The 25,318-nt window shown below is 53.6% G+C and carries 21 protein-coding genes; 7 read left to right on the top strand and 14 right to left on the bottom strand.

The features are described from left to right. Positions 1-36 precede the first annotated feature (36 nt). A complete protein-coding gene (gene atpC, locus F7231_RS08230; protein WP_085411989.1) occupies positions 37-285 on the top strand; it encodes an ATP synthase F1 subunit epsilon in 249 nt (82 codons plus the stop codon). Between the two features lie 104 nt (positions 286-389). Here the strand turns inward: atpC and F7231_RS08225 are convergent, their stop codons facing one another. The 9 genes from F7231_RS08225 to F7231_RS08185 all read right to left on the bottom strand — a co-directional run bounded on the left by F7231_RS08225 (position 390) and on the right by F7231_RS08185 (position 14,397). Further along, on the bottom strand, positions 390-1,499 hold the full coding sequence (locus F7231_RS08225; protein ID WP_166691541.1) for an acyltransferase family protein: 1,110 nt from the start codon (positions 1,497-1,499) through the stop codon (positions 390-392). 215 nt (positions 1,500-1,714) lie between these two features. After that, positions 1,715-3,160, bottom strand: a complete 1,446-nt coding sequence (locus F7231_RS08220; RefSeq protein WP_310589293.1) for an APC family permease — start codon at positions 3,158-3,160, stop codon at positions 1,715-1,717. 249 nt (positions 3,161-3,409) lie between these two features. After that, positions 3,410-5,602, bottom strand: coding sequence for an alpha-galactosidase (locus F7231_RS08215; RefSeq protein ID WP_166691540.1), 2,193 nt, complete (start codon positions 5,600-5,602; stop codon positions 3,410-3,412). Between the two features lie 267 nt (positions 5,603-5,869). After that, positions 5,870-7,774 carry a RagB/SusD family nutrient uptake outer membrane protein gene (locus tag F7231_RS08210; protein WP_166691539.1) on the bottom strand — a complete coding sequence of 635 codons (1,905 nt, stop codon included), beginning with the start codon at positions 7,772-7,774 and terminating at the stop codon, positions 5,870-5,872. 13 nt (positions 7,775-7,787) lie between these two features. Further along, complete coding sequence (locus F7231_RS08205) at positions 7,788-11,324, bottom strand: TonB-dependent receptor (protein ID WP_166691538.1); 3,537 nt, start codon at positions 11,322-11,324, stop codon at positions 7,788-7,790. A gap of 58 nt (positions 11,325-11,382) precedes the next feature. Then, on the bottom strand, positions 11,383-12,474 hold the full coding sequence (locus F7231_RS08200) for a FecR family protein (protein WP_166691537.1): 1,092 nt from the start codon (positions 12,472-12,474) through the stop codon (positions 11,383-11,385). Positions 12,475-12,551: 77 nt separating this feature from the next. Next, positions 12,552-13,157, bottom strand: a complete 606-nt coding sequence (locus F7231_RS08195) for an RNA polymerase sigma factor (RefSeq protein ID WP_166691536.1) — start codon at positions 13,155-13,157, stop codon at positions 12,552-12,554. A 146-nt stretch (positions 13,158-13,303) separates the two neighbouring features. After that, positions 13,304-14,212, bottom strand: a complete 909-nt coding sequence (locus F7231_RS08190; protein ID WP_166691535.1) for a sugar phosphate isomerase/epimerase family protein — start codon at positions 14,210-14,212, stop codon at positions 13,304-13,306. Beyond that, the gene (locus tag F7231_RS08185) at positions 14,209-14,397 is read right to left on the bottom strand and encodes a hypothetical protein (RefSeq protein WP_157510578.1); all 189 of its coding nucleotides are present in this window, start codon (positions 14,395-14,397) and stop codon (positions 14,209-14,211) included. Before F7231_RS08185 ends, F7231_RS08190 begins: the two co-directional genes overlap by 4 nt. Positions 14,398-14,428: 31 nt before the next feature. Here F7231_RS08185 and F7231_RS08180 point away from each other — a divergent pair, with 31 nt between their 5' ends. Continuing rightward, positions 14,429-14,794, top strand: coding sequence for a hypothetical protein (locus tag F7231_RS08180; protein ID WP_166691534.1), 366 nt, complete (start codon positions 14,429-14,431; stop codon positions 14,792-14,794). Positions 14,795-14,798: 4 nt separating this feature from the next. Continuing rightward, complete coding sequence (locus tag F7231_RS08175; RefSeq protein ID WP_085411999.1) at positions 14,799-15,158, top strand: DUF1801 domain-containing protein; 360 nt, start codon at positions 14,799-14,801, stop codon at positions 15,156-15,158. A gap of 525 nt (positions 15,159-15,683) precedes the next feature. Here the strand turns inward: F7231_RS08175 and F7231_RS08170 are convergent. Next, complete coding sequence (locus tag F7231_RS08170; RefSeq protein WP_166691533.1) at positions 15,684-17,390, bottom strand: GMC oxidoreductase; 1,707 nt, start codon at positions 17,388-17,390, stop codon at positions 15,684-15,686. 223 nt (positions 17,391-17,613) lie between these two features. Here F7231_RS08170 and F7231_RS08165 point away from each other — a divergent pair, with 223 nt between their 5' ends. The 3 genes from F7231_RS08165 (at position 17,614) to F7231_RS08155 (ending at position 19,594) form a co-directional block, all read left to right on the top strand. Further along, the gene (locus tag F7231_RS08165) at positions 17,614-18,405 is read left to right on the top strand and encodes an SDR family oxidoreductase (protein WP_229365066.1); all 792 of its coding nucleotides are present in this window, start codon (positions 17,614-17,616) and stop codon (positions 18,403-18,405) included. A 54-nt stretch (positions 18,406-18,459) separates the two neighbouring features. Next, positions 18,460-19,227: a hypothetical protein gene (locus F7231_RS08160; protein WP_085412002.1), complete on the top strand. Its 768-nt coding sequence runs from the start codon at positions 18,460-18,462 to the stop codon at positions 19,225-19,227. Positions 19,228-19,321: 94 nt separating this feature from the next. Continuing rightward, complete coding sequence (locus F7231_RS08155) at positions 19,322-19,594, top strand: UBP-type zinc finger domain-containing protein (RefSeq protein WP_085412003.1); 273 nt, start codon at positions 19,322-19,324, stop codon at positions 19,592-19,594. A 134-nt stretch (positions 19,595-19,728) separates the two neighbouring features. On the opposite strand, the gene F7231_RS08150 is transcribed toward F7231_RS08155, so the two are convergent. The 4 genes from F7231_RS08150 to F7231_RS08135 form a co-directional block, all read right to left on the bottom strand. Beyond that, a complete protein-coding gene (locus F7231_RS08150; protein ID WP_157510754.1) occupies positions 19,729-20,244 on the bottom strand; it encodes a DUF4136 domain-containing protein in 516 nt (171 codons plus the stop codon). A 183-nt stretch (positions 20,245-20,427) separates the two neighbouring features. Next, the gene (gene aroB / locus F7231_RS08145; protein ID WP_166691532.1) at positions 20,428-21,453 is read right to left on the bottom strand and encodes a 3-dehydroquinate synthase; all 1,026 of its coding nucleotides are present in this window, start codon (positions 21,451-21,453) and stop codon (positions 20,428-20,430) included. Between the two features lie 107 nt (positions 21,454-21,560). Beyond that, a complete protein-coding gene (locus tag F7231_RS08140) occupies positions 21,561-23,420 on the bottom strand; it encodes a beta-N-acetylhexosaminidase (protein ID WP_166691531.1) in 1,860 nt (619 codons plus the stop codon). Positions 23,421-23,466: 46 nt separating this feature from the next. Beyond that, the gene (locus F7231_RS08135) at positions 23,467-24,435 is read right to left on the bottom strand and encodes a metallophosphoesterase family protein (RefSeq protein WP_166691530.1); all 969 of its coding nucleotides are present in this window, start codon (positions 24,433-24,435) and stop codon (positions 23,467-23,469) included. Positions 24,436-24,624: 189 nt separating this feature from the next. On the opposite strand from F7231_RS08135, the gene F7231_RS08130 reads away from it, so the two are divergent. Continuing rightward, positions 24,625-25,314, top strand: a complete 690-nt coding sequence (locus F7231_RS08130; protein WP_085412008.1) for an alpha/beta fold hydrolase — start codon at positions 24,625-24,627, stop codon at positions 25,312-25,314. Positions 25,315-25,318: the final 4 nt, after the last annotated feature.

Here is a 25,318-nt window from a genome sequence, read left to right as displayed (position 1 = left end):
TAAGCGAAGCAACTCTTCGCTCTTAACTCTCATAAGATGCAACTCGATATCATAACCCCAGACCGGAAGGTATTTTCAGGCGAGGCTTCGTCGGTAACATTTCCGGGATCGGAAGGTCAGTTTCAGGTGCTGAACGATCACGCGCCGCTAGTGAGCACACTGGCTCGTGGACCTGTGACCATTGCCACATCGGGCGGGGTGAAAACCTTTACCGTCGATGGTGGAGTGGTAGAAGTATTGCGTAATCGCGTTCTGGTTCTTGCCGAAGCCGTTCTGGCCGCGTAAGCAGTACCGAACGTACTTACATAGAGAGCAGACTCAGCAATGGGTCTGCTTTTTTTGTGGCCAATGATACGTCGCTTCTGTTGCGCTTGCTGAGCGCGTTTCGTTTAAAGAGCAGCGGGTTTTGCCACCCTTGCCTGCCGGATTTTCTCGACGGGTATCGATACAAATCGGTTGAGTAGATACGACGCTGCTATGGTAATAAGGACAATAATCCACCCCTGATTAAGCCAGGGCAGGTGCACCTTATGAATGACCAGAATAATCAGTATATGAGTAATGTAGATTGGAAAGGATAGTTCGCCAATATGACTGTCGGCAGCATATCGGTTCGACAGCATGAAGAGGTAAGGAATCGTGCCGATCAGCAGGGCGAAATAAGCAACCTCTCTAATTGAAAAAGGAAAGGACTCAAATCGGCCAGCGGGAATGAAGGCATATAGGCTGGTTAGGGTAATAACGATAAGGTACAGCCCAAGCTGCCTGTTTTTCTGAACGGGCCTATTACGTAGTTCAACAAACAGCTTATAGGACAGCGTACCGAGCAGGAAGAACATAATCTCATTTGGGAAAAAGCGATACGTCCAGGGGTCATTTGTCAGGCCTAACTGGGTATACAGAAGTAGCCGTATAGCAAGTGACCCGGCAACGAATAGAAGAATCGATTTATAGCCACGGCGCACCAAAAACGGAGCCATCGCGTAAAACATGAGTTCTAATGCTAATGTCCAGGCCTGCGGCACCAGCAGAAACGAGTGCAGAGGCGGCTTGGTACCCCAGAAATTAGCAGTCAGGAAGAAATGTCCGTCTTCAGGGTTAATTCCCATAAACATGATGAGATCCTGCCCAATAATGAAAATGTTGCTTAAGATGAGCGCGACCAAGGAAAAGGGGTTGAACTGTACAGTGGAGTAAACGGCTAATGCAGGATTGTCGTGACTATGAGAGACGATCGAAAACGTAATTGAAAACAGAAAGGTAGCCAGTAAAACAGCCCAGTACAGCGGAAACAAACGGAGAAGTCTGTTACTAATGAACAGCCAGTACGCGTTAGGCTGATGTACGTATTTTTCGTTCAGTATTAATGATATGTAGAAACCCGAAATAATATAGAAGGACTGCACCGCAATCTGGCCGTTCATAAATTTTATACCTAATCCTGAATCGCAATGACCGGCTACTACTGCCAACGCCAGCAAAAAACGTAAGAGTCCCATCAAAAAGAATTAACGGTGTATATGGTCTTGATAACTATGTTATAAACAGGTGTATACAAAGATGCATAGATGCATAGTCTGTTACAACAGTATATCAACAAGAGGGGAGATAATTATACTTATGGTAGAAGATAGCAACGTTGGCGTAGCAGGTGCGCTCGTCCTACAAGTCAGGCGTGCTGGAGCAGAATCGCGTTTTGGCGGAAACTAAACGGTCAGCGAAAGGGCCACCATCTCCTGGCTTTCGCGACGAGTAGGTAGGCGATTGTCCCTAACGCCGTAACGGTCATACCAGAAAGCATGTACGTGGTTCCGGTCGAATAGAAGATATACCCCCAAACGGCAATGACCAGAATAACGGGTAATGGATAAAGCGGCATTCGGAACGGAAAATGGACGGCTGGCTGGCCATCGGCGGTGCGTTTTCGATGAAGTAAAAGTAAACCCACCGCCTGACCAATAAACTGAACAACAACCCGCATAGCCAGGATTGCGGTAATAACGTTAGCCAGTTTGAACAGCAGGCTAAAGATGAATGCTAGGCCGCCTAGGAAAATAAGCGAGATGTACGGGAATTCGCGGGTAGGATGGAGCTTCGCAAACATGCTGAAAAACTGCCCGTCGGCCGCCGCCGCATAGGGGACGCGCGAATAGCCGAGAAGTACGGCAAAGAGCGACGAAAAGGCTACAACCAGCACTAACAGGGTCGCAAACCGTGCTGCCCCACTGCCATACAGAGCTTCGACCATCGTACTGACAATAAACGGACTGTTGGCCGCTTTTTCGAACGGCAACACGCTGGCAACGCTCAGGTTCAGCAATCCATACAATATGGCAATGCCAATCACCGACAGAAACATGCTTAGCGGAATATTTCGCTCTGGTTTCTGAATTTCGCCGCCGAGGTGACAGATGTTGTAATAGCCCAGGTAACAGTAGATTGTCTTCACCGACGCCACACCAATAGAAGCCGCCAGCACGGTGGGCGAAACGGTTTCAGCCGACGTCCAGGCATCGCTGAGCAACGTACCTACCGAACGGGTTCCGTAGTACAAACCACCTACGATGAGCCAGCCCATTGTGCCCAGGACGCACAGCCAGAGTAGTACACTGATGCGGCCAATGCCATCGATGCGGCGGTAGAGCAGCGCAATGACGAGTAAGACCACTGTTCCGGAAACGATCCGTCGCGTGACTTCGTCGAGCGGGTAGAGGTAAGAGGCATATTGAGCAAAACCGATGGCACCCGATGCCACCACAAGCGGGGCCTGAATGAGCGTTTGCCAGACATAAAGAAACGAAAGCAACTTGCCCCATTTCTGGTCTCCGTACGAAATCTTCAGAAACTGGTAGCTGCCCCCAGCCTGTGGAAAGGCCGCTCCTAACTCTGACCAGACCAGCGCGTCGATAATGGAAATCAGCGCCCCCAGCGCCCAGGCCAGCAGGAAATGCGGTCCACCAATGGATTTCATCACTAGTGGCAGCACAACAAATGGCCCGATCCCGACCATGTCGATCATGTTCAGGGCCGTTCCCTGTATTAAACTAAGCCGACGAGGTAATCCTGCGGGGGGCGTTGACTCCGGTACGTTAGAAGGTGTAGACGTGTTCAAATCAAGCAGTTCCTCACTGAAGGTTGTATCCGTCTGTTGAATCCGCACCGGGTGCGTAAAGTTCCACCGGCCGTACGCTGTATAGTCTGTCCTGAACTCCCTAACTGTTCATTTTGCAACACGCTGACGTGAAGAAAGACCAGTAGAGAAAGTTATGAATGGTCATCTGCGTCAAAACTCTACAGGGGTGATGTGTTACTAGAAGGCAGTTTCCAGCAACATATCACCCCTGCGGGGTTTCAAAGTGGAGAAACGGCCATCACTTTTGTTAGCAGCACGTTTACAACCACCTTTCTATCACCGCCCTGTCTCGGTTATTTCGAGTACAACGCTGGTGCGGCGGTCGTTTACGGCGGGGTTTAGGCCCACTGTCATCAGGAAATCGCCGGAATAGCTGATGGTGCTATCGATAGGCGATTTGGTGCCGGGCATCAGGTTTATTTCCTGTACGGTATAGCGTTTGTCGGGTTGCAGGCCACGTAGTCGGATAGGTGGCAGCTCACTTCCCGCTTTAAAACGGTTGCTCATCAGGTACGAAAAGAGTACGGCTTTGTCCTGCTTTTCGCTGACGTATAACATCGAGGATACGTCGTTGGCGTAGGGGGCCTGAAGCCGGTACAAGTCGCCGTGATAGATGGCGGGTTTCAGTCGTTCGTAGTTTTTGAGTGCCTGCTGGCTGAAGGTCAATTCGTCGGGTTTCATATGACCCACTACCAGGTCGTATCCCATTTTGCCCATCATCGCTACGTCGGTGCGGAACTTGATGGGTACGTTGCTCCAGTTGGTGATGTGGTTGCAGGTGGCAATGGCGGGGAAAAACATCGAATAATTGTACTGGATGAAAATCCGCTCGCTGGGGCTGGTGTTATCGCTGGGCCAGAACTCGGTGAAATACTTCAGCGCCCCATAATCGACCCGCGCGCCGCCGCCCGAGCAGAGCATCATCGGTACGGTTGGGTACTTGGCCCGGAGCCGGTCCAGCACGGTATACAGCCCCCGCACGTAATCGACATACAGATGATGCGCCGGATTGACCGATGAGTAGGCATTGTAGATTACCGCATTGCAATCCCACTTAATGTACGCCAGTTTTGGGTTGTTGGTGAACAGCCCGTCTACCACGCCATAAACAAACTCCTGAACAGCCGGATTCGATAAATCGAGCACCTGCTGATTGCGAAAAACAGCATTCTCGCGGTTAGGTAGTTTAATGACCCAGTCAGGATGTTTCGTGTACAGGTCGCTTTTGGGGTTTACCATTTCTGGTTCAATCCAAATACCGAATTTGACGCCGGCTGCTTCGGCTTCTTTCACGAGGTAGCCAATTCCGTGGGGAAGTTTAGCCCTGTTCTCCTGCCAGTCGCCCAGGCCCGCCCGGTCATTGTTGCGTGGGAAAGTATTGCCAAACCAGCCATCGTCGAGCAGAAACAGATCGACGCCAAGCTTCTTGCCATCTTTGAAGAGGTCGACCAGTTTTGGCTCGTCGAAATCGAATTGGGTGGCCTCCCAGTTGTTGAGCAGGGTGAGCCGGTCGCCGTTTCCTTGCGGAATACGGTGATTGCGGGCCCACCGGTGCAGGCTACGGCTAGCCCCGCCGGTGCCTTGCGTCGAGAAGGTGTACACCAGCGCCGGTGTCACAAAGTCGCGGCCGGGTTCGAGGGTGTATTCTGAGGCATAGGGGTTGATACCCGCCAGCACCCGAACGTTGTGATATGGGTCTAGTTCAAACGCGAACTGAAAATTACCCGACCACGCCAACGTACCTGCCAGCACCTCACCCTGCTCTTCCTGCGCGGGCTGGTTCAGCGCAAGCATAAACATAGGGGCCTGCAACATCTGCGCGCGGGTACCCAGTTTACTGTCAAGCACCTTCATGCCGGCCGTTAGCTGCGTTTCTTCGGGACGTACCTCGCTGGCCCAGTTGCCGTGGTAATGCGTCAGGTAGTACTGCTGCGCCGACAGATACAGGTTGGCCGAAGCATACTTCTGCAACCGGACGGCCTTCTTTTCGGTATGCCGAATCGTCGACCAGCTTTCCAGCACGTCTTCGTTCTGATAGGCCCGGAAGTTTAGCGTGACCTCGAATGGATACTGCGGGTCTTTCAGCAGAACTGTAGTCAGCGTCTGCCCCTGGCCGGCGGGTTTTGTTTCGTGCCGCACATACACCAGATCGAGCGAGGGGTTCCCGTCGGCGTGGGTTGCCTGAATGGCTGGTTCGAGCAAATTACGTGAGCCAGCGGGCGTGTAAGCGGCGTTGTAAAACTCCGAGTAGCCTTCGTTCAGGTAGGTGATGCCCCGTAATCGGCTGTATTCGCTGGCCTGCTGTAGCCGTTTGCCATGATGGATAATCACCAAGTGGCCCTCGTTGTCAACGCGTAGCACAAGGGCCGTTCGGTTGGTTTCGATTGGGATTTCGATGATGGCAGCAACTGCCGTCTGGACAGAGATCAGTATGAAGAAAAGGACACTTAGTGTAATCAGGAAGCGCATAAGAAAAAGAGAGCAGTTAGCTAGAGTTGGCGTATGTGTTGAGGTGTGGGAAGCGATCTCCCAAAGATACCCCTTCGTGGCGACGGGGTAGAGGAGAATTGCCTGTTCGGGCTTCACAATGTCAGATCGCCACAGTTTTTCCTACTCAAAGCGGAACCAGCGGCCATGACTACCGTTCTCCGGGCATTAATTGCTTAGATCAGTACACAAAAAACCCGTTGGGCAACACTTGCTCAACGGGTTTCCGGTACTAGCCAGTTTTACAATCTACCAGCCTGGATTTTGTACTAAAGTGGGGGTACGTTGCAGTTCGCTTTGCATGATCGGAAACAAGTAGTGGCGTGGGGCCAGAAACACGCGGTTTTCGAGGTAGAACCGCTGCATCCGGTATTTCTTGCCATTCACCACAATCTTACCATTGGGGTCTTCCACCGGTTTCATGCCATTGGCCATGCGCTGCGTTTTTGGGTAGGGCCAAAATTTTTGCGAACGTTCATCATTGGACGTACCGGCTGCCTGCCAGGCCTGCTCTTTGGCCAGTTCGGGGGCTGCGCTGGGTTCCATGTAAAGCCGCGTGGTCCAGACGCGGTTGTTTTCGTAGAATAATTCGACCCGGCGTTCGCGCTGAATGTATTCGTTCATCAAGGCTTTACTACTGGCAGCCTCGGTCGGAATGGGGGCCATAAACGAGCGGGCACGTACCTGATTGATCAGCGCGGCAATCTCGGCGTTGGGGCCCGTGGTTTCATTCACGCCCTCGGCGTAGATGTAGATAAACTCCGGCAACCGCCAGATTGGTGGGCCGTTGATGGCGAAGCTTTTATCGCGGTTCCATGATTCGCGCAGAATCTTCCGGAGGAAATAGCCTGTTGTAGACGAGTTGGTGGCACCAACCCGGTCAGACCCTTCAGCGGTATTGATGACCTTGCCCTTGAACGTTGAGCCATGATACACAACGTCGCGGTAAAAACGCGGGTCGCGTTTTACGCTCTCGTAGGGGTTGCCATCGTCATAGCCATCACCGGTGGCGCGGGCGTGGTAAACCGGATAGCCAAAGCCGTTTGGCGCGATGTACTCGTACTCGTCAACCTGCTCCTGAATAGGAACCTGCCGCGCACTGCCGCCCCAACTTGGGGGATACATGTCTCCCTGCCAGTTGTTGTCTTTATCTCTGGTGACGAAAAACACGCTTTCCTGCAGATAAGCATCCATGCTGTGGTACAAATCCCAGAGGCGGGCCGGTACTTTCGAGTTGTTATTGTTGGTGCCGGCGTCATCTTTGAAATCGGTGGCGTCATGGCCTGTGTAAAGGCGGTAGCGAGGCTGCGCTCCGTCTACCTTGAAATCGAGTACCGCTTTCGCTGCATCGCGGGCCGCTGCCCAACGCGCCTGACTGTAGGTATACTCACCGGCAAACACGCGCGTATCTCCAGCCAGTTGACCTCCGTTCCAGAGTGGAGTGGCCTCCATCCAGCGGGCTATCGCTTTCATGCCTAGGCAGGCTCCTTTGTCAATCCGGCCAAAATCGGCTCCGCTCCAGGAGGCAGGTACGCGGGCAAATGCCGAATCGCAGTCTTTGGCAATCTTGTTCATTGAGGTATGAAACGACTCTTTTCTGAACCCCAACTCATCACCAGCCTGCACAACCCGGTCGAGGTAAACAATCTCGCCGTGCATGCGGGCGGCCAGGTAATGCAGGTACGCCCGCATAAAATAAACCTCGCCAATTCGGCGCGACAAATCACCTTCCTGAAGTGGATTGTCGGGGGTGTTGTATTTCCGGACGCCCTCCAGAAACACGTTCGTCTGCCTGATTTTGGCATACAGGTCGGCCCAGTACTGGCCGGTGCTGCTGCGGTCGGGGAGGGCAGCAGGACCCCAGTCGCCGGAATTGAATTTATTGGTGATACCGCCTTCTACGTTCGAACCCTCTGCTTCATCGGCCATGGAAGCCGACGAGAAGTGGTTGAAGAATACTAAGGGACGGTTGGCGCTTTTGATCTGCGCATACAGATCGGTTACCAACTGGTTGGTCTTTACATAGCGGGTAAAGGTCTGCTCTGAATCGATCTGATCGTCAGGACGCCTATCCAGAAATTTATCGTCGCACGAAATCAGTAGAAGGCAGAGAGCCACTACAGACAGGGTAGACAGCAGGGTATTGCGTTTCATAGTTTGTGAGCAGTTAAAAAGTTACGTCGATGCCGAAGTTGTACACCTTCTGTACGGGGTACCAGTCGCCGTTGCCCTCCCGGATTTCGGGGTCGAGGTCAGCGTCTTTCAGCTTGTCCCAGGTAAGCATATTCAGGCCCTGTGCGTAAATACGGAAGCTCTGAAGGCCGGCAAAACGGATCAGGTTTTTAGGTAGGTTATATCCTACCTCAATTGTTTTCAGGCGGAGGTACTGCGAATCGTAGAGGAACAGGCTGCTGTTGGGGTTTTTGTTGTTGGTATACTCGCCGAAGTGCAGGGCCGGGTACGTTGCTGTAGCGGCGGTGGCGGGTGTCCAGCGGTTGAGGTGCATGGGCTTCACCTTGCCGTATTTATCCTGCGAGAATAGGGGGAAGTCATATACGGCGGCCCCACTCAACTGAACCGACGCCAGCGTAGCTCCCTGAAATAGCATACTGAAATCGATGCCTTTGAAGCGGAAACCCATCGGAATACCAAACATCAATTCGGGGTTACGGGGGTTGCCAATGGCGGTCCGGTCGCCCAGATCGTTGATGACACCATCGCCGTTGAGATCCCGATACACCACATCGCCGGGAATAAGCCGTCCCCAGGGTTGAAATCCTGCCCCGTTGTTACGGGCGTTCAACTCCGCCGCTTCCGTTGCATCCCGTACGAAGTGATCGACGATATAATCGAAATGCTCGCCAATCCGACGACCCGTCTGTGCCCGTCCGGGAGTGGCGTAGGGGATTTCGTTCTGGAACAGAATTTTGTTGCGGGCAAAGGTCAGGTTGGGCTTCAGGTAATAGCTGAAATCACGGCCTAATTTGCCTGACCAGCCAATTTCCAAGTCTATCCCCCGGTTATCAACGATGCCTGAGTTGATGAGGGGGGCCGCTTTACCCACAATGTTGGGGAAGCCCAGCTTATCGCCACCGGCCAGATCAGTGATGATGTCGTAGCGGTGCTCGTTGAACACATCGACGGTCAGGGTCAAGTTCTTGAATAAGGTAGCGTCGATACCGATGTTGGTTTTGCGGGCTTTCTCCCAGGTCAGGTCCTGATTGGCCAGTGCACCTTCGCGCAGACCGCCACCGGCGCCGGAGCCAAAGTTGTCGGTGCCAAACTGATAATCGCTACCCCCGGAGAAATATTGCAGGTACACAAAACGCCGGTCGCCTGGAATTCGGTCGCTGCCCACCAGCCCGTGCGATGCTCTGATCTTCAGGGAGTTTACCCAGGGCGCATTCGACATGAATGGCTCACGCGAGATTACCCAACCCGCCGACACGGCCGGGAAGAAACCGTACCGCTGCCCTTTGGCGAAGTTCTCCGAGCCGTTGTAAGCCGCATTGAGCTCAAACAGGTACCGGTCGTCGTAGCCATAGGTTACGCGGCTGGTTAGCCCTTCATACGTAAAAGGAACCTGGTTATCGATTTCGCGTTTCGAGCGGTTGCCCAATACCAGTCCGGTTACGCTATGGTTGCCGAAGTTGCGTTGATACTCGAGTTTAACCTGCGTATATGAGCGGGTGTCGCTAGGGTTACGGGTTGCGTTGTTGCCAACTGTCTGGTCAATGTCATACTTGTTGCCCCGCTTGTATTTGCCCGTATAAATGCCCGGCGTGCGGTATACGTCGATGCCATTTTCAGGTTGCAGGGTGGCATAGCCCGGATATTCGCGATAGCCCTCGGCGTAGGTACCTACAATGCGGTTTACCCAAATGCCCTGCGATGCGTCGTAACCAAACAGACCCTCTATTTTCAGGCCAGGCGTGATAAAGTCAAGCTGGTGGCCCAGGATGAACGACCCGTTCAGGTACGTGTTCTTTTCGTTGAGAAAGCCGGTACGGCTCAGTTCGCCCAGAATATTGAACCGGTAAATCTGGTCGCCAAACAGCATTCCAAGTGGGTTGTTAACCACCGATTGCCGGTTGGCTACGTTATCATTGGCGGGCAATACGATCGGTAAATACGAAGGCTGCGTATTGGCCGTTTCGATGATCCGGGCCGCCGTGGTGCCGGGTGCGTTCCGGTCGGTGATGCGGGCACCCAGGTCGAGGCGGGCGTAGAAATTCTTGGTGATATCGATGTCGATATTCGAGCGGAAGTTGTAGCGTTTAAAAACGGCCTGCGTGTTGTAAGCACCCAGATCGGTGTACTTATAGTTGCCATCCTGATTGAAGTAATTGGCCAGTACAAAGTAGCGGGCCTGCGGTGTTCCGCCGCTGATGCTCAGGCTATGATCCTGCTGGGCACCCGGTTTAAACGCGAAATCGAAGTAATCCCAGTTATAGCCCAGTCCATCCGAGTTATCCCCTTTTGCCCGGCGAAAGCTGTCGATGGCCTGATCTGAAAACAGGTTCAAAGTGGATGGATTCACGCCCGGGTTGTTGTTCAGGATGGCTTCGTTGTAAAGCTGCGCATAGTCGGCCGACCCCAGGTACGTTGGGAATTTGATGGGGCTGTTGACGCCATACGACGATTTGAAATTTACCTGGGCTTTGTCCTGGGCTTTGCCGCGTTTGGTTGTGATCAGGATAACGCCGTTGGCACCACGCACACCGAAAGGAGCCGTTGAGGAGGCATCTTTCAGGATCGTAAATGTTTCAATTTCAGAGGGAGCGAGGTAGTCCATGCTCCGTTCCAGCCCGTCGATGATCACAATGGGGGCCTGGTTGCCATACGTACCTGTACCCCGGATCAGGATATTACTGCGGTCGACACCCGGTTCGCCACCGGCAAACTGATTGGCAAACAGACCCGGTAATCGCCCTGCCAGTGCATTGGTGAGGTTCGCGGTGGGGCTTTGCTGAAGGTCGCGGGTTGTAATAGTGGCCAGCGAACCAGTCAGCGTAGCCCGGCGCTGTGTACTAAAACCCACCACTACCACTTCATTCAGGGTCTGGTCGTCGGGGGCCAGATTAATGGTCAGGTTCGACTGGTTGCCAACGGTGATTTCCTGCTTTACGTAACCCAGAAAGCTAAACACCAGAATGCTGCTGGCGCTGGGAGCGTCGATGCGGAACTGGCCGTTGGCGTCGGTGTTTGCGCCCCGGTTCGTGCCTTTCACCACTACGCTTACCCCCGGCAGACCCACGCCTTTTTCGTCGAGCACCCGGCCCGTCACCGGCACATCCGCGGCGGCTGGGGCTGTGGTATTGTCGCTGGTTTGTTTAGGCACGGCCAACGGAAGTGGCTGAGGGCCTGGACGGGAGAAAATAATCTGCCTGCCCGCTACTTCAAACTGAATATTGCGAGGCTTTAGCAGTCGGATCAGAACGTCTTCAAGGCGTTCATTACGGGCAACGAGCGATGTTTTTTCGTCGGCGGGGATCAACTTGGAGTTGAACACAAATTTCACATCGGCTACCTGACTGAGTTCTGTCAGCACGCGTTTCAAAGGTGCGTGTTCGAGGCTGATATTGACGCGCCGTTCCAGAAGTTCCTGAGCCACCCCGGGGGCGGCATACCCGGTGATCGCGAAGAGGAAGAACACAAAAAACTGCGTAACAGTGATTCGTGAATACGTAAAACCGTGTTTCATACGAGGAGAGAAGTTAGGAGAAGAAATAAGGAAAGTCAGTTGCTGGCCAGGCCGATGCTTACCGGCAACCAGTTGATTGAATGATGATTGTACCGTCTACGATTTGGTAGCGGCCTTCGATGCCTTTGCAGATGAGCGTCAGTTTCTGATTCAAATTTTCGTTGCCCAACGAGGCCGTGAGCGCGCAGTCGCGGAGCAGGTTGGCATCGTACTTAATCTGGATACCATACGTTTCTTCGAGTCGCCGAAACACGTCGTTGATGGGCGTTTCATCGAAAACAAAGGCATCGGCGGCCGGTACGTTGTTGACCGGCACCGGGTGGATGGTCAAGGTTTTATGAAGTACATGAGACTTCCGGCTGTATTCGGCTACCTGGTTAGGCGTAAGCGAGAGTACAGTGCGTTTGAGCGGGTTTTCGCTTTCTGCCCGGGCGTATACAGCTACTTTACCGGTGCGTACCGTCACAGTTGACCGGCGATCTTCGGGATAGGCGCTGACGCGGAAACTGGTGCCGAGTACCTGCGTAACAAGCTCATCGGTGAAGACCCGGAATGGCACCTTTTCGTTACGGGTTACACTGAAGAACGCCTGTCCGGTCAACGTCACATCGCGGGTTTTCTGGCCAAAAGCCGCTGTATACCGCAGGGTCGACCTGGCCGACAGGGTAACGATGCTGCCATCGGGGAGGGTGACCGGGAGGGGACCGTCGGCTTCGTTTTGATAAACAGGTTCACCATTGATGGTCTGTAATTCGATCGACGTGGGTCGAATGAGGTTTGTTTTCTGGGTCACGAACCAGCCAACTCCCAGTGCCAGCACAACCGAAGCCGCCGCCACCCAGTAGCGGTACCCCAGCGAGCGGGTGACCTGGAATGGCGGGCTACTTTGCCGACGTACCCGTTCCAGCAGCCGGGCAATGTCGTGATCTATCTGCTGCTGGGGAATCGGTGGGTACGTTGCGTGCAGGTTTAGCACCACCTGCCGGGCCAGCCCAATATTGGCTGCCTGATCGGGATGGGCCTGTACCCAGTCGTGCCAAAAGGCGTTGGTGTCCGACGTAGGCGTATTAACCCAGGTCTGAAAGGCTGGGTCGGATGCGAAGTCTTCGGCGGAGAAAGTAGAATAATCAGGCATAGCAGCAAGGTTCATTCTCCGTTAGGGAAAAAGCCGCTGCTGATACTGGGTATTTATGAAAAAAAGATGAAAAAAAATTGCTTAACCCTGTTTTAAGCCAAAAACAGCGGAAGCAGTACCATCCAGAACTGCTCGGTACTTGTTTGCTGACGCAATAACCGGAAGGCCTCCTGCAACAGATTTGACACCGACTGCTCGGAGATACCCATGATTTGGGCTACTGCCTGCCGATCCAGGTTGTCGAAGAAGCGCAGGTGAATGGCCTCTTTGGCCCGTTGCGGCAACCGGCTAACCAACTGTCGGATCCGGTCGGCATTGCTCGTGTTCATCTCGGCGCTGATGAGCTGATCTTCGGGTGAAAAGGAAGCGGACAATGGCAACGCATCATCGTCAACGCTGAGAAAGCTGAACCGGCTTTGATTCAGGTATTGTTCATGAAGCAACCGGCGCAGGACGGTCATCAGGTAGGTTTTTACCTGGCCCGCGCCAAGCGAACGCAGGGTATCGCGGCGATTCCACAATTCAACAAACACATCCTGCATGCAGTCGCGAATACAGTCCGTGTCGCGCGTAAAACGCGTTCCGTAGCGTAGCAGGGTCGCGTAATGGTTGGCCATTAATTCACCAAGCGCGTCGCTGTCGCCTGCTTGGAAGCGGTGCCACAACATAGATTCGTCATGATCCTGACCTGTCTGCATGAACGGAGAAACGAGAAGTGAATCAAGCAAATATAGCCAACCCGCTGAATCGCCACCAAAAGGGCAGTTAGTTATGCGTTGACGACGCGGATCTGACTGACAGTGGCTTCCAGTTCAATCTCAGAATCCACGTACTAGCTCTATAACTAGAAGTAAGCCTTTATGGCGGCGGGATACTGCGGAATGACTCGTTCCGGGTCCTCGATTTCGGGATGCCAAAGTTTCTCCCATTCAAAACTGTAATAGCCATCGTAGCTACCGGCTTTCAGGGCGTCGATGGCAGCGCGAAGTGGAGCCTCGCCCTGACCGATCTGCACGTATTGATGCTTACCCGCAACGATACGGACATCCTTCACGTGAACATGCCGAATGTAGGGCTTTAGCTTCTGATACACAGCTGCGGGTGCTTCCGACGCATCGGCCCACATATTTACGATATCCCAGATAAGACCCACGTTCGGATGTTTAGCCGCCTGCATGATCTGAACCAGCATGTTGCTGCGAGTCAGCTCGCCATGCGATTCGAGCAGCACTGTTACTGAACTGCCTTTGGCATACGTACCTAGTTCCAGCAACCCGTCGCTGATAAGGCGTAGCGTGTCGTCGCGGTTCTGATCGGTCGGGAGCGAATCGGGGAATACCCGCACAAATGGGCAGTCGAGTTGGTGAGCCAGCTCGATAAACCGGCGGGCATCATCCAGGTTTTTGCGGCGCTTTGCGGCGTCGGCATGATGCAATTGAGCCGATGAGCCCAGGTTACAAATGTGGAGCCCGCGATCGGCAAACTGGGTATGTGTCTCCTTTGCGCGGCTCGCTGTATTGAATGCTGGGCTTTTGGGTAAATCCAATTCACCCTGCAACCCCCGAAACTCAACCGCCTGGTACCCCGACTTCGCTGCCACGTCCAGAATGGTTGCCAAATCCCAGGTCGGACAACCCAGCGTGGAGAACGAAAGCTGTGGTTTTTTAGCGGCAAAAGCGGACAACGTACCCAGCGTTGCCAGTCCGCCAATAAGCGCAGTTTTGATGGCCTCACGGCGTGTTGGTTGGTTCATGGTTGAGGAAAATGAGTTATGATCGGCAGCACAGTACTGGTTCGTTTGCCAAACAGCAGGCCTGGGTAGGTTACCAGCAAGGATAAGCACAGCAGATTACGGATCATATGCGTCTGGCTAATGCCTTTATTAATGACGTTGGGAAGGTAAATTACTACTTTGCCAGATGCAATTTTATTCGTCATGTTACCAGAGCGAATGGTTAACAAGCTCATAATGACTCCAAAGCGATTGTTTCTTGTCGATGGCCTCGGGGCTTTGTTGACTAGTATTTCGTTGCTCGCTGTATTGCGGCCGCTTAAATACCTGTTTGGAATGCCGGAGCAGACGCTGGTGATGCTTTCCATACCGGCAGTATTGTTCGCGATCTATTCAGGCTGCTGTTTTCTGTTTGTTGGCATTGGCTGGAGGTCATTTCTGCGCGTTATTGCGGTGGCCAACCTGCTCTATTGCTGCGTCACTGCCGGCCTGATCGTTACCCACTACGCTCAACTGACTCCGCTGGGCGTTGCGTATTTTGTGGTCGAGATCGTAGTGGTCAGCGTTCTCGCAGTAATTGAATATCGGGCATCCCTAACTTGACGTCATGAACGCCCTTGACAATTTTTATGCAACCCTGCCTGAGGCAACACGAAGCTGTTTGCTGGCGCTTCGCGATCTGATTCTTGCCCAAAGTGAATACCTGACTACGTCCTGGAAATGGAATACTCCTTTTTTTGATTACAAAGGGCGCTACCTCTTCTATCTGTCGGCTACGCATAAAAAGTACAATAAGCCTTACATCGGCGTTGTCAATGGTAACAAACTGGCGCATCCGGCCCTGGAGCAGGGTAACCGTACACAGATTAAAGTTTTGTTCATCGACCCTGAACAGGATTTTCCCATTGAGCAGCTTGTGGAGGTGCTGCAACTAGCTATGGCACAGCGTGACCAGCCTGACAGGTAGATGTCAAGTAGGCGCATACTGCAATTACGTGGCGCAATAACTCATTACCGTCTGTTCGGATATGACGGTTTGTGAACCGGTCGACTGTTAAATTGAAAAAGAGGAATGGAAATCGCCCCTAAAAGTAGCCACCACGTGGTGGGTCTGGCACTGATAGCTATTGGTGTCATGGTTGCCTTCTAGCTACTTGGCTCTGCGATAAAACCAAATCAACGTGTGTCATATCAAGGGCAACGTGCTACTTCAGGTTTGTCCATGCGCTGCAATCCATATTGGAAAGGATAGTGCACCCCTGGAACGTACCCGGAATGCACAAATAGTGCTGTGAGGGTATCTTTAATTGCCTCGAGGCGCTCGTCAGTTTGTTTATTTGTGGGGGTAGCTAAGTGCTATATACTGCTTCTCGTTTGTGGCCCTTCGCTCAGGCGTTCCCGACAGGCTCAGGGCCACAAACGAGAAGCCACGCGAAAGTAGAATAAGCAGTACGTCAGCAACCTACACCGAGAAACAACGCTGCTCTGCCAACTATAAATCCCCCCGTTTCAACTGCCTCACGGCGTAGTTGGCGGCGCGGGCGGTTAGGGCCATGTAGGTAAGCGACGGGTTTTGGGTTGAGGTCGACGCCATGCAGGCACCGTCAGTCACAAACACGTTTTTGCAGGCGTGTAGCTGATTCCACTTATTCAGCAGCGACGTTTTCGGGTCTCGGCCCATGCGTACGCCGCCCATCTCGTGGTTTTCGCTGCCCGGTAGTCGGCCGGTGTCGTGCGTTTTGATGTTTGTGAACCCAGCCTGATCATACATCTCGGATAATTGTTCCCAAAAATCGTGGAGCATTTTTTCGTCGTTATCATCGTACGCCACCGACACTCGCAACAGCGGTACGCCCCAGTGGTCGGTTAAGGTTGGGTCTAGCCGGACGGTGCTGACTTCTTTCGGAATTGTCTCGCCCATCATGCCCGACGATACCTGCCACGGGCCGGGCGTGTAACTGGTCATGCGTTCTTTCAGGTCGGCCCCGAACCCGCTGCGATCGACTTGCGCAGGACGCGACGCATTGAACGTTGACGCATAGCCCCGCAAAAACCGGGACGCCGGACCGCTCGTTTCCTGCTTATGCACGTTTCGGAAACGAGGAATGTAACTGCTGTTTGGCCGACGGCCCCAGGTGGTTGAGTCTGGAAACCCGTCGTACTGAGCAGTAACCCGCCCCCGGTAGCTGTGAAACGCCATGAACTTACCCATTAGCCCATTATCGTTGCCCAGCCCGGCGGGGAAGCGGCTGGAGGTAGAGTTGAGCAGCAGTTTATTGGTGTTTAGGGCCGACGCGTTGAGAAACAGCACACGGGCGTAGTACTCGGTCATCTGCCCGGTATGCGCATCGACCACCCGAACGCCCGTGGCCCGGTTCTTCTTCTCATCGTATATGACCGAATGCACCACCGAATCGGGCCGGAGGGTCAGCTTGCCGGTGTTCATGGCCCACGGAATGGTCGACGAATTGCTGCTGTAGTAGCCACCAAACGGGCAGCCCCGCTCGCATAGAGTTCGGTGCTGGCACTGTGCCCGGCCCTGTTTGGTATGAATCGGGTTCGGCTTTGTCAGGTGCGCCACCCGGCCAATTACAACGGGACGATCGGGGAATTTCTGGCTCATCTGCTGCGTGAAATACGTTTCAACGCAGCTCATCTGGTGGGGCGGCAAAAACTCACCGTCGGGAAGGGTCGCCAGCCCATCTCGGTTTCCCGAAATACCGGCAAACTTCTCTACGTAGCTGTACCACGGTGCCAGATCGGCGTAGCGGATGGGCCAGTCGACGGCGAAACCGTCCCGCGCGGGGCCTGTAAAATCGAAGTCACTCCAGCGCTGGGTTTGCCTCCCCCATAGCAATGAGCGCCCGCCCACCTGATTGCCCTGAATCCAGTCGTAGGGCTTGTCCTGAATGTAGGGGTTCTCGCTGTCTTTGGCGTAAAAGTGCGCGCTTCCTTCATAGAAGGCGTAATTCCGGCTGGCTACCGAATAGGCCTGCTTGGTTTCCAGCGTAACCTGCCCCCGATGCGGAAACTCCCAGGGATTCAGGTTGGCGGTAGGGTAATCGGTGACGTGCATTACGTTTCGCCCCCGTTCGAGAAGCAGCGTGCGCAGTCCGCTTCCGGTTAGTTCCTTGGCGGCCCAGCCACCACTCATGCCCGACCCAACCACAATAGCGTCGAACTGATTAAGATTTGCCATGCACTTTATTGGGTTGTGGGCCATGTACCCGCCTTCAGCCTGGAGTCAGGTACGTGGCGCTGCCACTTGGCGGCGAATGTAGCCTGATAAGACACGGAGTAAGGCATTCTAATTATACCGAACCGACCGGGCCTCAAACAGCCGCTATCGCCTCTGATGGCCCCGTGGCTAACACTTCCTAACCTTTTACCGGACACGCAGCTTATTTAACTAAAAAATGGGTATGAACGAGAACGAATTGGTAGGAAAAGTAGCCCTGATTACGGGCGCCGGGTCGGGCATTGGCAAGGCAGCGGCTGTGTTGATGGCAAAGGCAGGGGCCAATATAGTGGCCATTAGCCGCACCCAGGACGAAGTGGACGAAACCATTCGGGAGGTTGAAAAAGCTGGTAGCCAGGGCTTGGCCCTAACCGCCGACATTTCCAGCGAAGAGGATATGAAGCGGGTGTATGAGCAGCTTGAGAAGCGATTCGGTCGGCTCGATATCATCTTTGCCAACGCCGGTATCAATGGCGTGTGGGCACCCATCGACGAACTAACGCCGGAGGAATGGCGCAAAACGATCGACATCAACCTGACCGGAACCTATATGACGGTGCATTTCGGCGTACCACTACTAAAACGGCAGGGTGGGGCCATCATCATTACAGCCTCCGTCAATGGCACGCGCATATTCACCAACACCGGCTCAACGGCTTATTCGAGTACCAAAGCGGCGCAGGTGGCTTTCACACAACTCATCGCGCTCGAATTGGCAAAGCACAAGATTCGGGTGAACGTAGTTTGCCCTGGTGCGATCGATACGGAGATTGACGACAATACGCAACACCGGAATCTGGAAGCCATTACAGAACCCGCCGAGTTTCCGGAAGGAGAGATCCCACTCACTGATGGTAAGCCAGGTACGTCTGAGCAAGTAGCTGATCTGGTCCTTTTCCTCGCTTCTGATCGGGCCAGCCATATCACTGGTACACCCGTCTGGATCGATGGGGGAGAGTCGCTCCTGCTGGGTTAAACATACTAGTAAGTCTATGGGTTAATTGACTATCGCTTTATAAGACTTAACGATATGAAAAAGCAATGGATAGCCAGTATCGCGCTGGCCGTTTGCCTCGCTACAACTGGCTTTGCCCAAACCCAGTCACGAACGCCAACCAACGGAAACGCAACGCCATCTACGCAGCGGAACACCTCTTCGCGTGAGGGGCTCGACCGAAAGGGAGGCACAGATGTTGGTACGCGGGGCAGTGAAAAAATGAAGGATGGCGTTTCGCGGTCAGGTAATTCGAACCTGTCACCTACATCACCCAGCAATCCGCCACCAGCTGGTGGCGATAAGCCAGGGTCATCGGGTGCAACTGGCGGTGGGACCACCACTTCTGCGGGAACAATGGCCCCCGAAGCAGGAACAGCTTCGGCTCGTACAAAACCAAAAGGAACCGGCACGCGTAATGGTAATACCGGATCGGCCGGAACAAAGCCCGTTCAAACCCAAGGGAGTACATCTGAGGGGACGGCTAGTGCCCCATCGGCTGGTGGTGCACCAGGTACGGGTGTAAAAACGGTACGGTCAGTTCAACCCAAAAGTCGTGCTGCGGTGTTAGAGCAGGATGCTAAACAGAATCAGGCGTCGGCTGCCGGGCAGGCGGGTAGCGCCAGCAAAACGGGCACTAATGGACAGACGTCGCCCGGTGCGCGAAACGTATCGGTAACTGAGCGGGGTCAGAAAGAAGGATCGTATAGTGATGCCGCAAAGCGGAACAAAACGGCTGAGGGCCCTAGCAAAGATCCGCTGAAAACAGGACCTAACGGTCAGCAAACGAAGCCCAAACAGTAGAAACGAGTTTGAGGTTTATTGTTCAGGGGTTAACGTTGCGCTGCTGGCATTGAAACGATGACGATGCGGGGCAATCATAACTGGTAAACGAGCTATGGTACGTCAGAAACAATGTGATGAGCTAACCACACTTGTAGAGATAAAACCGACCCGGACCTACGTGTGTGAGGAGTGTGTAAAAACCGGCGATTCATGGGTACACCTTCGTACCTGCCAGGTTTGCGGGCAAACGCACTGTTGCGATTCATCGCCCAACAAGCACGCAACAAAGCATTTTCTGGCAACCAATCACCCGGTGATATCTTCGGCCGAACCCGGTGAAAATTGGGTTTGGTGCTACATCCATGAGCAACTAAAACTAGTTTGAGGTCTGTCGTTTGATGGTCGCACTACTAAATCACCTTTTGGATGACCAGTAGCGCGACCATCAAACGACAGACCTCAAACTAGTTTTAGCAGGTTGTCAGCCAATAGCCGTATTCTGACTTGGTAGCGCAATGGCTACCTCCCGTAACCCGTATTCTCGCTGTTGGTTGCCATCAGCGGGTACTGGTCAAATATGGAGCGGACAATGCCCTTGAAGTAATTGTTCTTGAAGTTGGCATTTCGCATCATCTTCGAGGCGTAGCCTTTCCAGATCACCTGGTACGTTTCGGCGTCAATGAGTGAGATCATCAGCGTGCCTTCATCTAGGTTGTAGTCAACGCGTTTGTATGTAGCGTCGTCATCTTCGCGAACGACCCAATCTTTGATAACGGGTTGCTGATAGCCGCGAAACCGTAGGTCGCTGCGGAAAATGTTGTATGAAACGAGCAGATTCGGAGTGCGGTTGCTAACCCGGTATCCCCGGGCCTCCATCTGGTGCCGAATGGCATCCTGAATATCGGAGCAGAGCAAGGTTGAGTCAATGAACTCGCACTCCAGGAAGTTGAATGATTTGTAGTCTTTGAAGTGGCCTTCATAGCTGTAATCATGTTCAACAAACAGCTGGTTGCCTCCCGGCGAACAGCATACCATGCTAAAACCGGCCAGAGCCAGCGCAACGAACAAGCCGAAAAATCTGCTCATAATTATACGTGTAAATGTTGTTAGTTCAGATTATTATTAAGTTCAAGTGAAGAAAATGATGTACGCTTTCAACAGCAATCTACCAACTATTGTTTGGCGTTCCAAGCAATAACGTGGTGAATTGATAATTTATTAACCCCGATAGTAATCAAGCGCTTGGCGCATGAATAGTTTACTGACCGGAATATCATAGGTGCATTGCCCCGGTCCATTAATCAGCGCCATACGTACCTGGCCGGCCCGATTTTTTTTGTCCTGAAGCGTATGGGCAATAATCGGCTCCATATCCTCATTGTTAAGCGTGACACGACCATATACGGCAAAAAGATATTCCTCGATTTGCTCTAGCAAGGATTCGTCAATCATACCCAGCTGAAAACTCAGGTACGCCTCCATGACCATGCCCGCAGCAATGGCTTCACCGTGCAACAGGCGACCTTTTGGGCGGTCGAGGAAATGCGTTTCAACGGCGTGCCCCAGCGTGTGCCCGAAGTTTAAAATCTTTCGAAGTCCTTTTTCGGTCGGATCCTCAGCCACTACCCGTTCTTTGATCGCTACCGAATGCGCTACGGTTCGGCTCCAGTCAAGGTCTTCGAGGTCGTAGCGACGAATACGGGCCCACTCGTCGGCATCGGCGATGAGGCAGTGCTTGATCACTTCGGCAAAACCCGACCGCAATTCCCGCTCGGGCAGCGTACCCAGAAATGCTGTGTCGATCAATACCGCGTTGGGTAGCTGGAAAACGCCGATGTGGTTTTTCAACCCCTGAAAATCGATCCCAAGCTTGCCACCTACGCTGGCGTCAACTTGCGAAAGCAAGGTTGTGGGTAATTGAGCAAAGGCGATACCGCGTTTGTACGTAGCCGCGCAAAACCCGCCCATGTCCCCAATGACGCCACCACCCAGGTTGAGCACCAGGCCGTGGCGGTCGAAGCTGGCCTTGGTCAAGGCACCCCAGATGGTTTCGCAGGTAGCCAGGTGCTTATGCCCTTCGCCCGCCGGAATCCGGATCAGGGTATGTTTAGGTAGTAGCGGTTTCACCAGCGGATAACAGTGTTTGGCCGTGTGGTTATCGACGATCACCGCCAGCGATGACGGATTTTGTTGCTCAATGAACTGGGGTAAACTGTCGGAAAGAGGCGCTATTGTTACAGACATGGCTGATATGAATTGGATACTAATTGAGACCGCATCTGTGCCGATGCAGGTACGTTAATTATTGGTAAGAGGTTGCCTGGGTACGTTCCTAGGGCAGACTAATTTGGTTACCTGGCGCGTGCGGCCAGATCGGTAAGCGGAATATCGAGCTGACGCCCAATGGGTTTACCTTCGCGGTAGGCCGCAACGCGCAGCCGATCGGCTCCCTTAGGAAAGACAAACGGCTGTACGTACCGTGGCGACATGGTATCGGGAATGGTATTATCGGTGGTGTAGTACAGGTCGATACCCATTAATTCATGGCTGATCAGGATTTCGAGGATGCCCGTGGCCTGCCGTTGCACGGTGACAAATGGATTCAGGTAACTGCGGCTGTAATTAATTCCCGCCGCATCGAACCGCGTAAAATGGCTCTCAACCCGGCGAATAAAATCGGGCCAGTTGCGCGTGCCTTTCGGCGACCATAATACCTCGGCAATAGCAAACGCGCGGGGCCACACCATATATTCGGCATGGCGCGTGGTGGGTACCGACTCCGTCCAGAGGTTGGCTTGTCCGCCTAGGATCAACTCGGCCCGCACGCTGTCGGGCACCGGTTCAAAGGCGTATGAACTGCTAAGCAGACATAACCCATACGTACTGGGTTCGGCCGACTGGTCACCCTGATACAAATCGACGTAGCAGTTCTGGTAGGGGGTCATAATCACCGGGCGCCCCTGTTTGGCGGCGGCGATACCGCCTTTCATCCCCCGCCAGCTCATTACGGTTGCGTTAGGCGCCAGGCCGCCTTCCAGAATCTCGTCCCAGCCGATCAGCCGTTTGCCTTTGCTCTGCACAATCTTCTCGACCCGCCGGATGAAATAGCTTTGTAGCTCCTCAACGTTCTTCAGGTTGTTGGCCGCCATTAGTGGCTTGCAGGCGGCGCATTGTTCCCAGAACCCTTTGTAAGCTTCGTCGCCACCGACGTGGATATACGGGCCGGGAAACAACTGGGCTATTTCGGTCAACACCTTATCGACAAACAGGTACGTGCTGTCGCTACAGGGGTTCAGGTTGTTATCTTCTAACTTATAGAATTTACCGTTGGGGTAGATCGGTACCACCTTACCGCTACATGTCAGGTTGGGGTAGGCCGCAATAGCCGCCAGCATATGGCCCGGCATGTCGATCTCGGGCACGATCATGATCTGCCGCGCGGCTGCGTACTGCACCACCTCGCGAATCTCGTCCTGTGTGTAGAAACCGCCATAACTTTGCGCTTCGCCCGGAACAGGGTTTTCGCGATTGGTCCAGCGGCCGGTACGGGGGGCACGCCAGGCGCCAACCTGCGTCAGGCGAGGCAGCGACTTAATCTCGACCCGCCAGCCTTGATCATCGGTCAGGTGCCAGTGAAACACATTGTATTTGTACCGCGCCATCAGATCGATGAACCGCTTAACGTATTCTTTCGTAAAAAACGAGCGGCTCACGTCGAGCATCATACCGCGCCAGCCAAACCGGGGTTGGTCGCGAATGGTAACAGCCGGGATGGAATTGCCTTTCGCCGTAGCAGCAGACGTACCTGTAAAACGAAAATCAGGCCGTTCGCGGTCGGCGGGTAGCAGTTGCCGGAGGGTTTGCAGCCCATAAAAAAGGCCTGCCGCTTCGGGTGCCGTAAGCCGGATACCCGTTGCTGAGACTACCAGTTCGTACCCTTCACGGCCGATGTTGGCTACGGGTGCCAGCCGAACGGTGATGTTATTGGTGGGTTTGGCCAGGTCGTTGATCCGGAGACCAGGCAAACTTGTTTGCACCAGTTGGCGAACTTCTGCAACGGGCGTCAATACGGCCAGTTGCGTTTGCGGCGTGATCGTGAACCGGCCAATACCAACCTGAACAGACTGGGGTTGAGGAATAAGGGCGGGAAGCGGAAGCTGAGCAAAAGTGGGTAGAGACAGCGTAAGCAGCCCCCAAAGAATGGCTTTCATGAACGAATGGAATTATCGCCACGAAGGTAGGCAAAGCCAGAGTTTCCTACCGATAAGCAACGTACTGATTCTGTACCGTACCGTCGTCGTATAGATCGACCAGGGCATAGCCGGCGGCCGTGTGCTGATAGGTTCCAAACCACCAGGCACCGCTTACCGCTCCGTTGCAGTAGTAACTAACGCCATTGTAATCAACGCGGTCGGTAAGGTGAATATGGCCGCTCAGGCACGCTTTCACGTTAGGGTGTGTATCAAACAGGTCAACCAATCGCCGTGCGTCGGCATGCATCCAGCGGCCAGGTACGTTCCAGGTTTGGCCTTCGTAGCGTTTTCCATCGAAAAAGACGCAGGCGGCCAGAATTGGGATGTGGGTCACCACGAGCACAGGCACATGGGCGGGTGTTGCGCGCAAATCGGCGGCGAGCCAGTCGTACTGGGCTTCATCAAGGTGAGCGGTGTACCAGCTTCCGTCAGCGTTGGCCTGCACGCTGTCGAGAATGATGAGATGCCAGCCGTTGCGGTCGAGGCTGTAATACGGCCGGGAGAGCGCCAACTCATCCATCGCCCATTTGCGGCCGTCGGCCAGGCCGATGGCAGTTTCTTCGCGGCACCAGATATCATGATTACCCACGCAACTCAAGATGGGTAAGCTGTTGTCCTGTTTCAGGACATCCCTATAGAGTGCCCACTGCCGTTCGACGCTGTTGCGGCTTCGCCCGTGCCCTTCCATGATAGCATCGCCTCCGTTGATGAGCAAGTCTGGAGGTGAGGTCAGATTTTGAGCGTGGTGCAGGCAGCGGGCAAAGCCCTTGGCGGCCCCTACGACCGACTGCATATGTATGTCGGTAAGGTGGGCGATGCGCAGTGAACGGTTGGGCGGGTGAGCTTGTAAAGGAGACGTTCCGGCCGATACGCATTGATCGGTGCAAAGGGAGGTAGCGTGTGCGGCGAGCGTTGGCGTGGCCAAAGTGGCCATACCGGCACTCACCTGCTTAATCAGGTTCCGGCGATTCATAGTCGGTTGTCTTGCCACAAAAGTCGTTTGCCTTTATGACGTACATATTGATCAGCGATTATGAATCTGTTAGGGTTCAACCAGATAAGTCCATTTTCGTAACGGTACCATAACAATTGATCGCGTTGTCACCTTGCAGCGCCGCCGTAAAAACGTGTACTTTAAGCCACTAAAACCTGGATCAACTTTATGCCCCGGCTACTTTATATTCATGGATACGTCGAAAATCCGACCATCTTTGACAAGCTGGCTCCGCTGTTGCCTGCTGAGTCGGTAGTGAAGCTGAATTTACAGGATGATTTTGCCCGTTGGAATCCGGTCGACAGTACCGTTAATGTATCGACGCTGGCTGCTTACCTGGCCCACACATACCAGATTGGGGCTGATGATATTGTTATCGGGCACTCGATGGGGGGCTGGATTGCGGCAAACCTAAAGGCGCAAACCGGCAGTAAAGCGGTGCTCATCTCATCGTATACAGACGTGAAGAAAGTAGTTGCGTTTAGCCGGAACGTCAAGCTGTTGAGGCTACTCGTCTATGCAGGCCTGGTGCAGAGCCGGTGGCTGTCCAACTACGCGTTAAAGCGTTACCCGTTCGACGAGTCACGATTGCTCCACAAAATGCTTGTCGGTAACATGGTAAGTCTGCCCCGGCGCTACATCTACCAGCAGTTACGGGTACTACTGGCCCCACACGCCATTCTGCCGGCAACCCCTGATCTGCGCATTCATACCCGACCTGACAACATTCTGCGCGTACCTACAGAATCTTACATCGAAACGCCCGGTGACCATTTCAATCTGGTATTTCATCCAGAAACGGTAGCCGCTCCCATTTTGGCATGGCTTCAGGACGTAGCACTTGGAACCAGGGAGTAATAAA

The organism is Fibrivirga algicola (assembly GCF_011742925.1).
In the GTDB taxonomy this organism is placed as follows: domain Bacteria; phylum Bacteroidota; class Bacteroidia; order Cytophagales; family Spirosomataceae; genus Fibrella; species Fibrella algicola.
The sequence above is the reverse complement of the archived record's forward strand: the minus strand, read 5'-3'. Positions and strand labels throughout refer to the sequence as shown.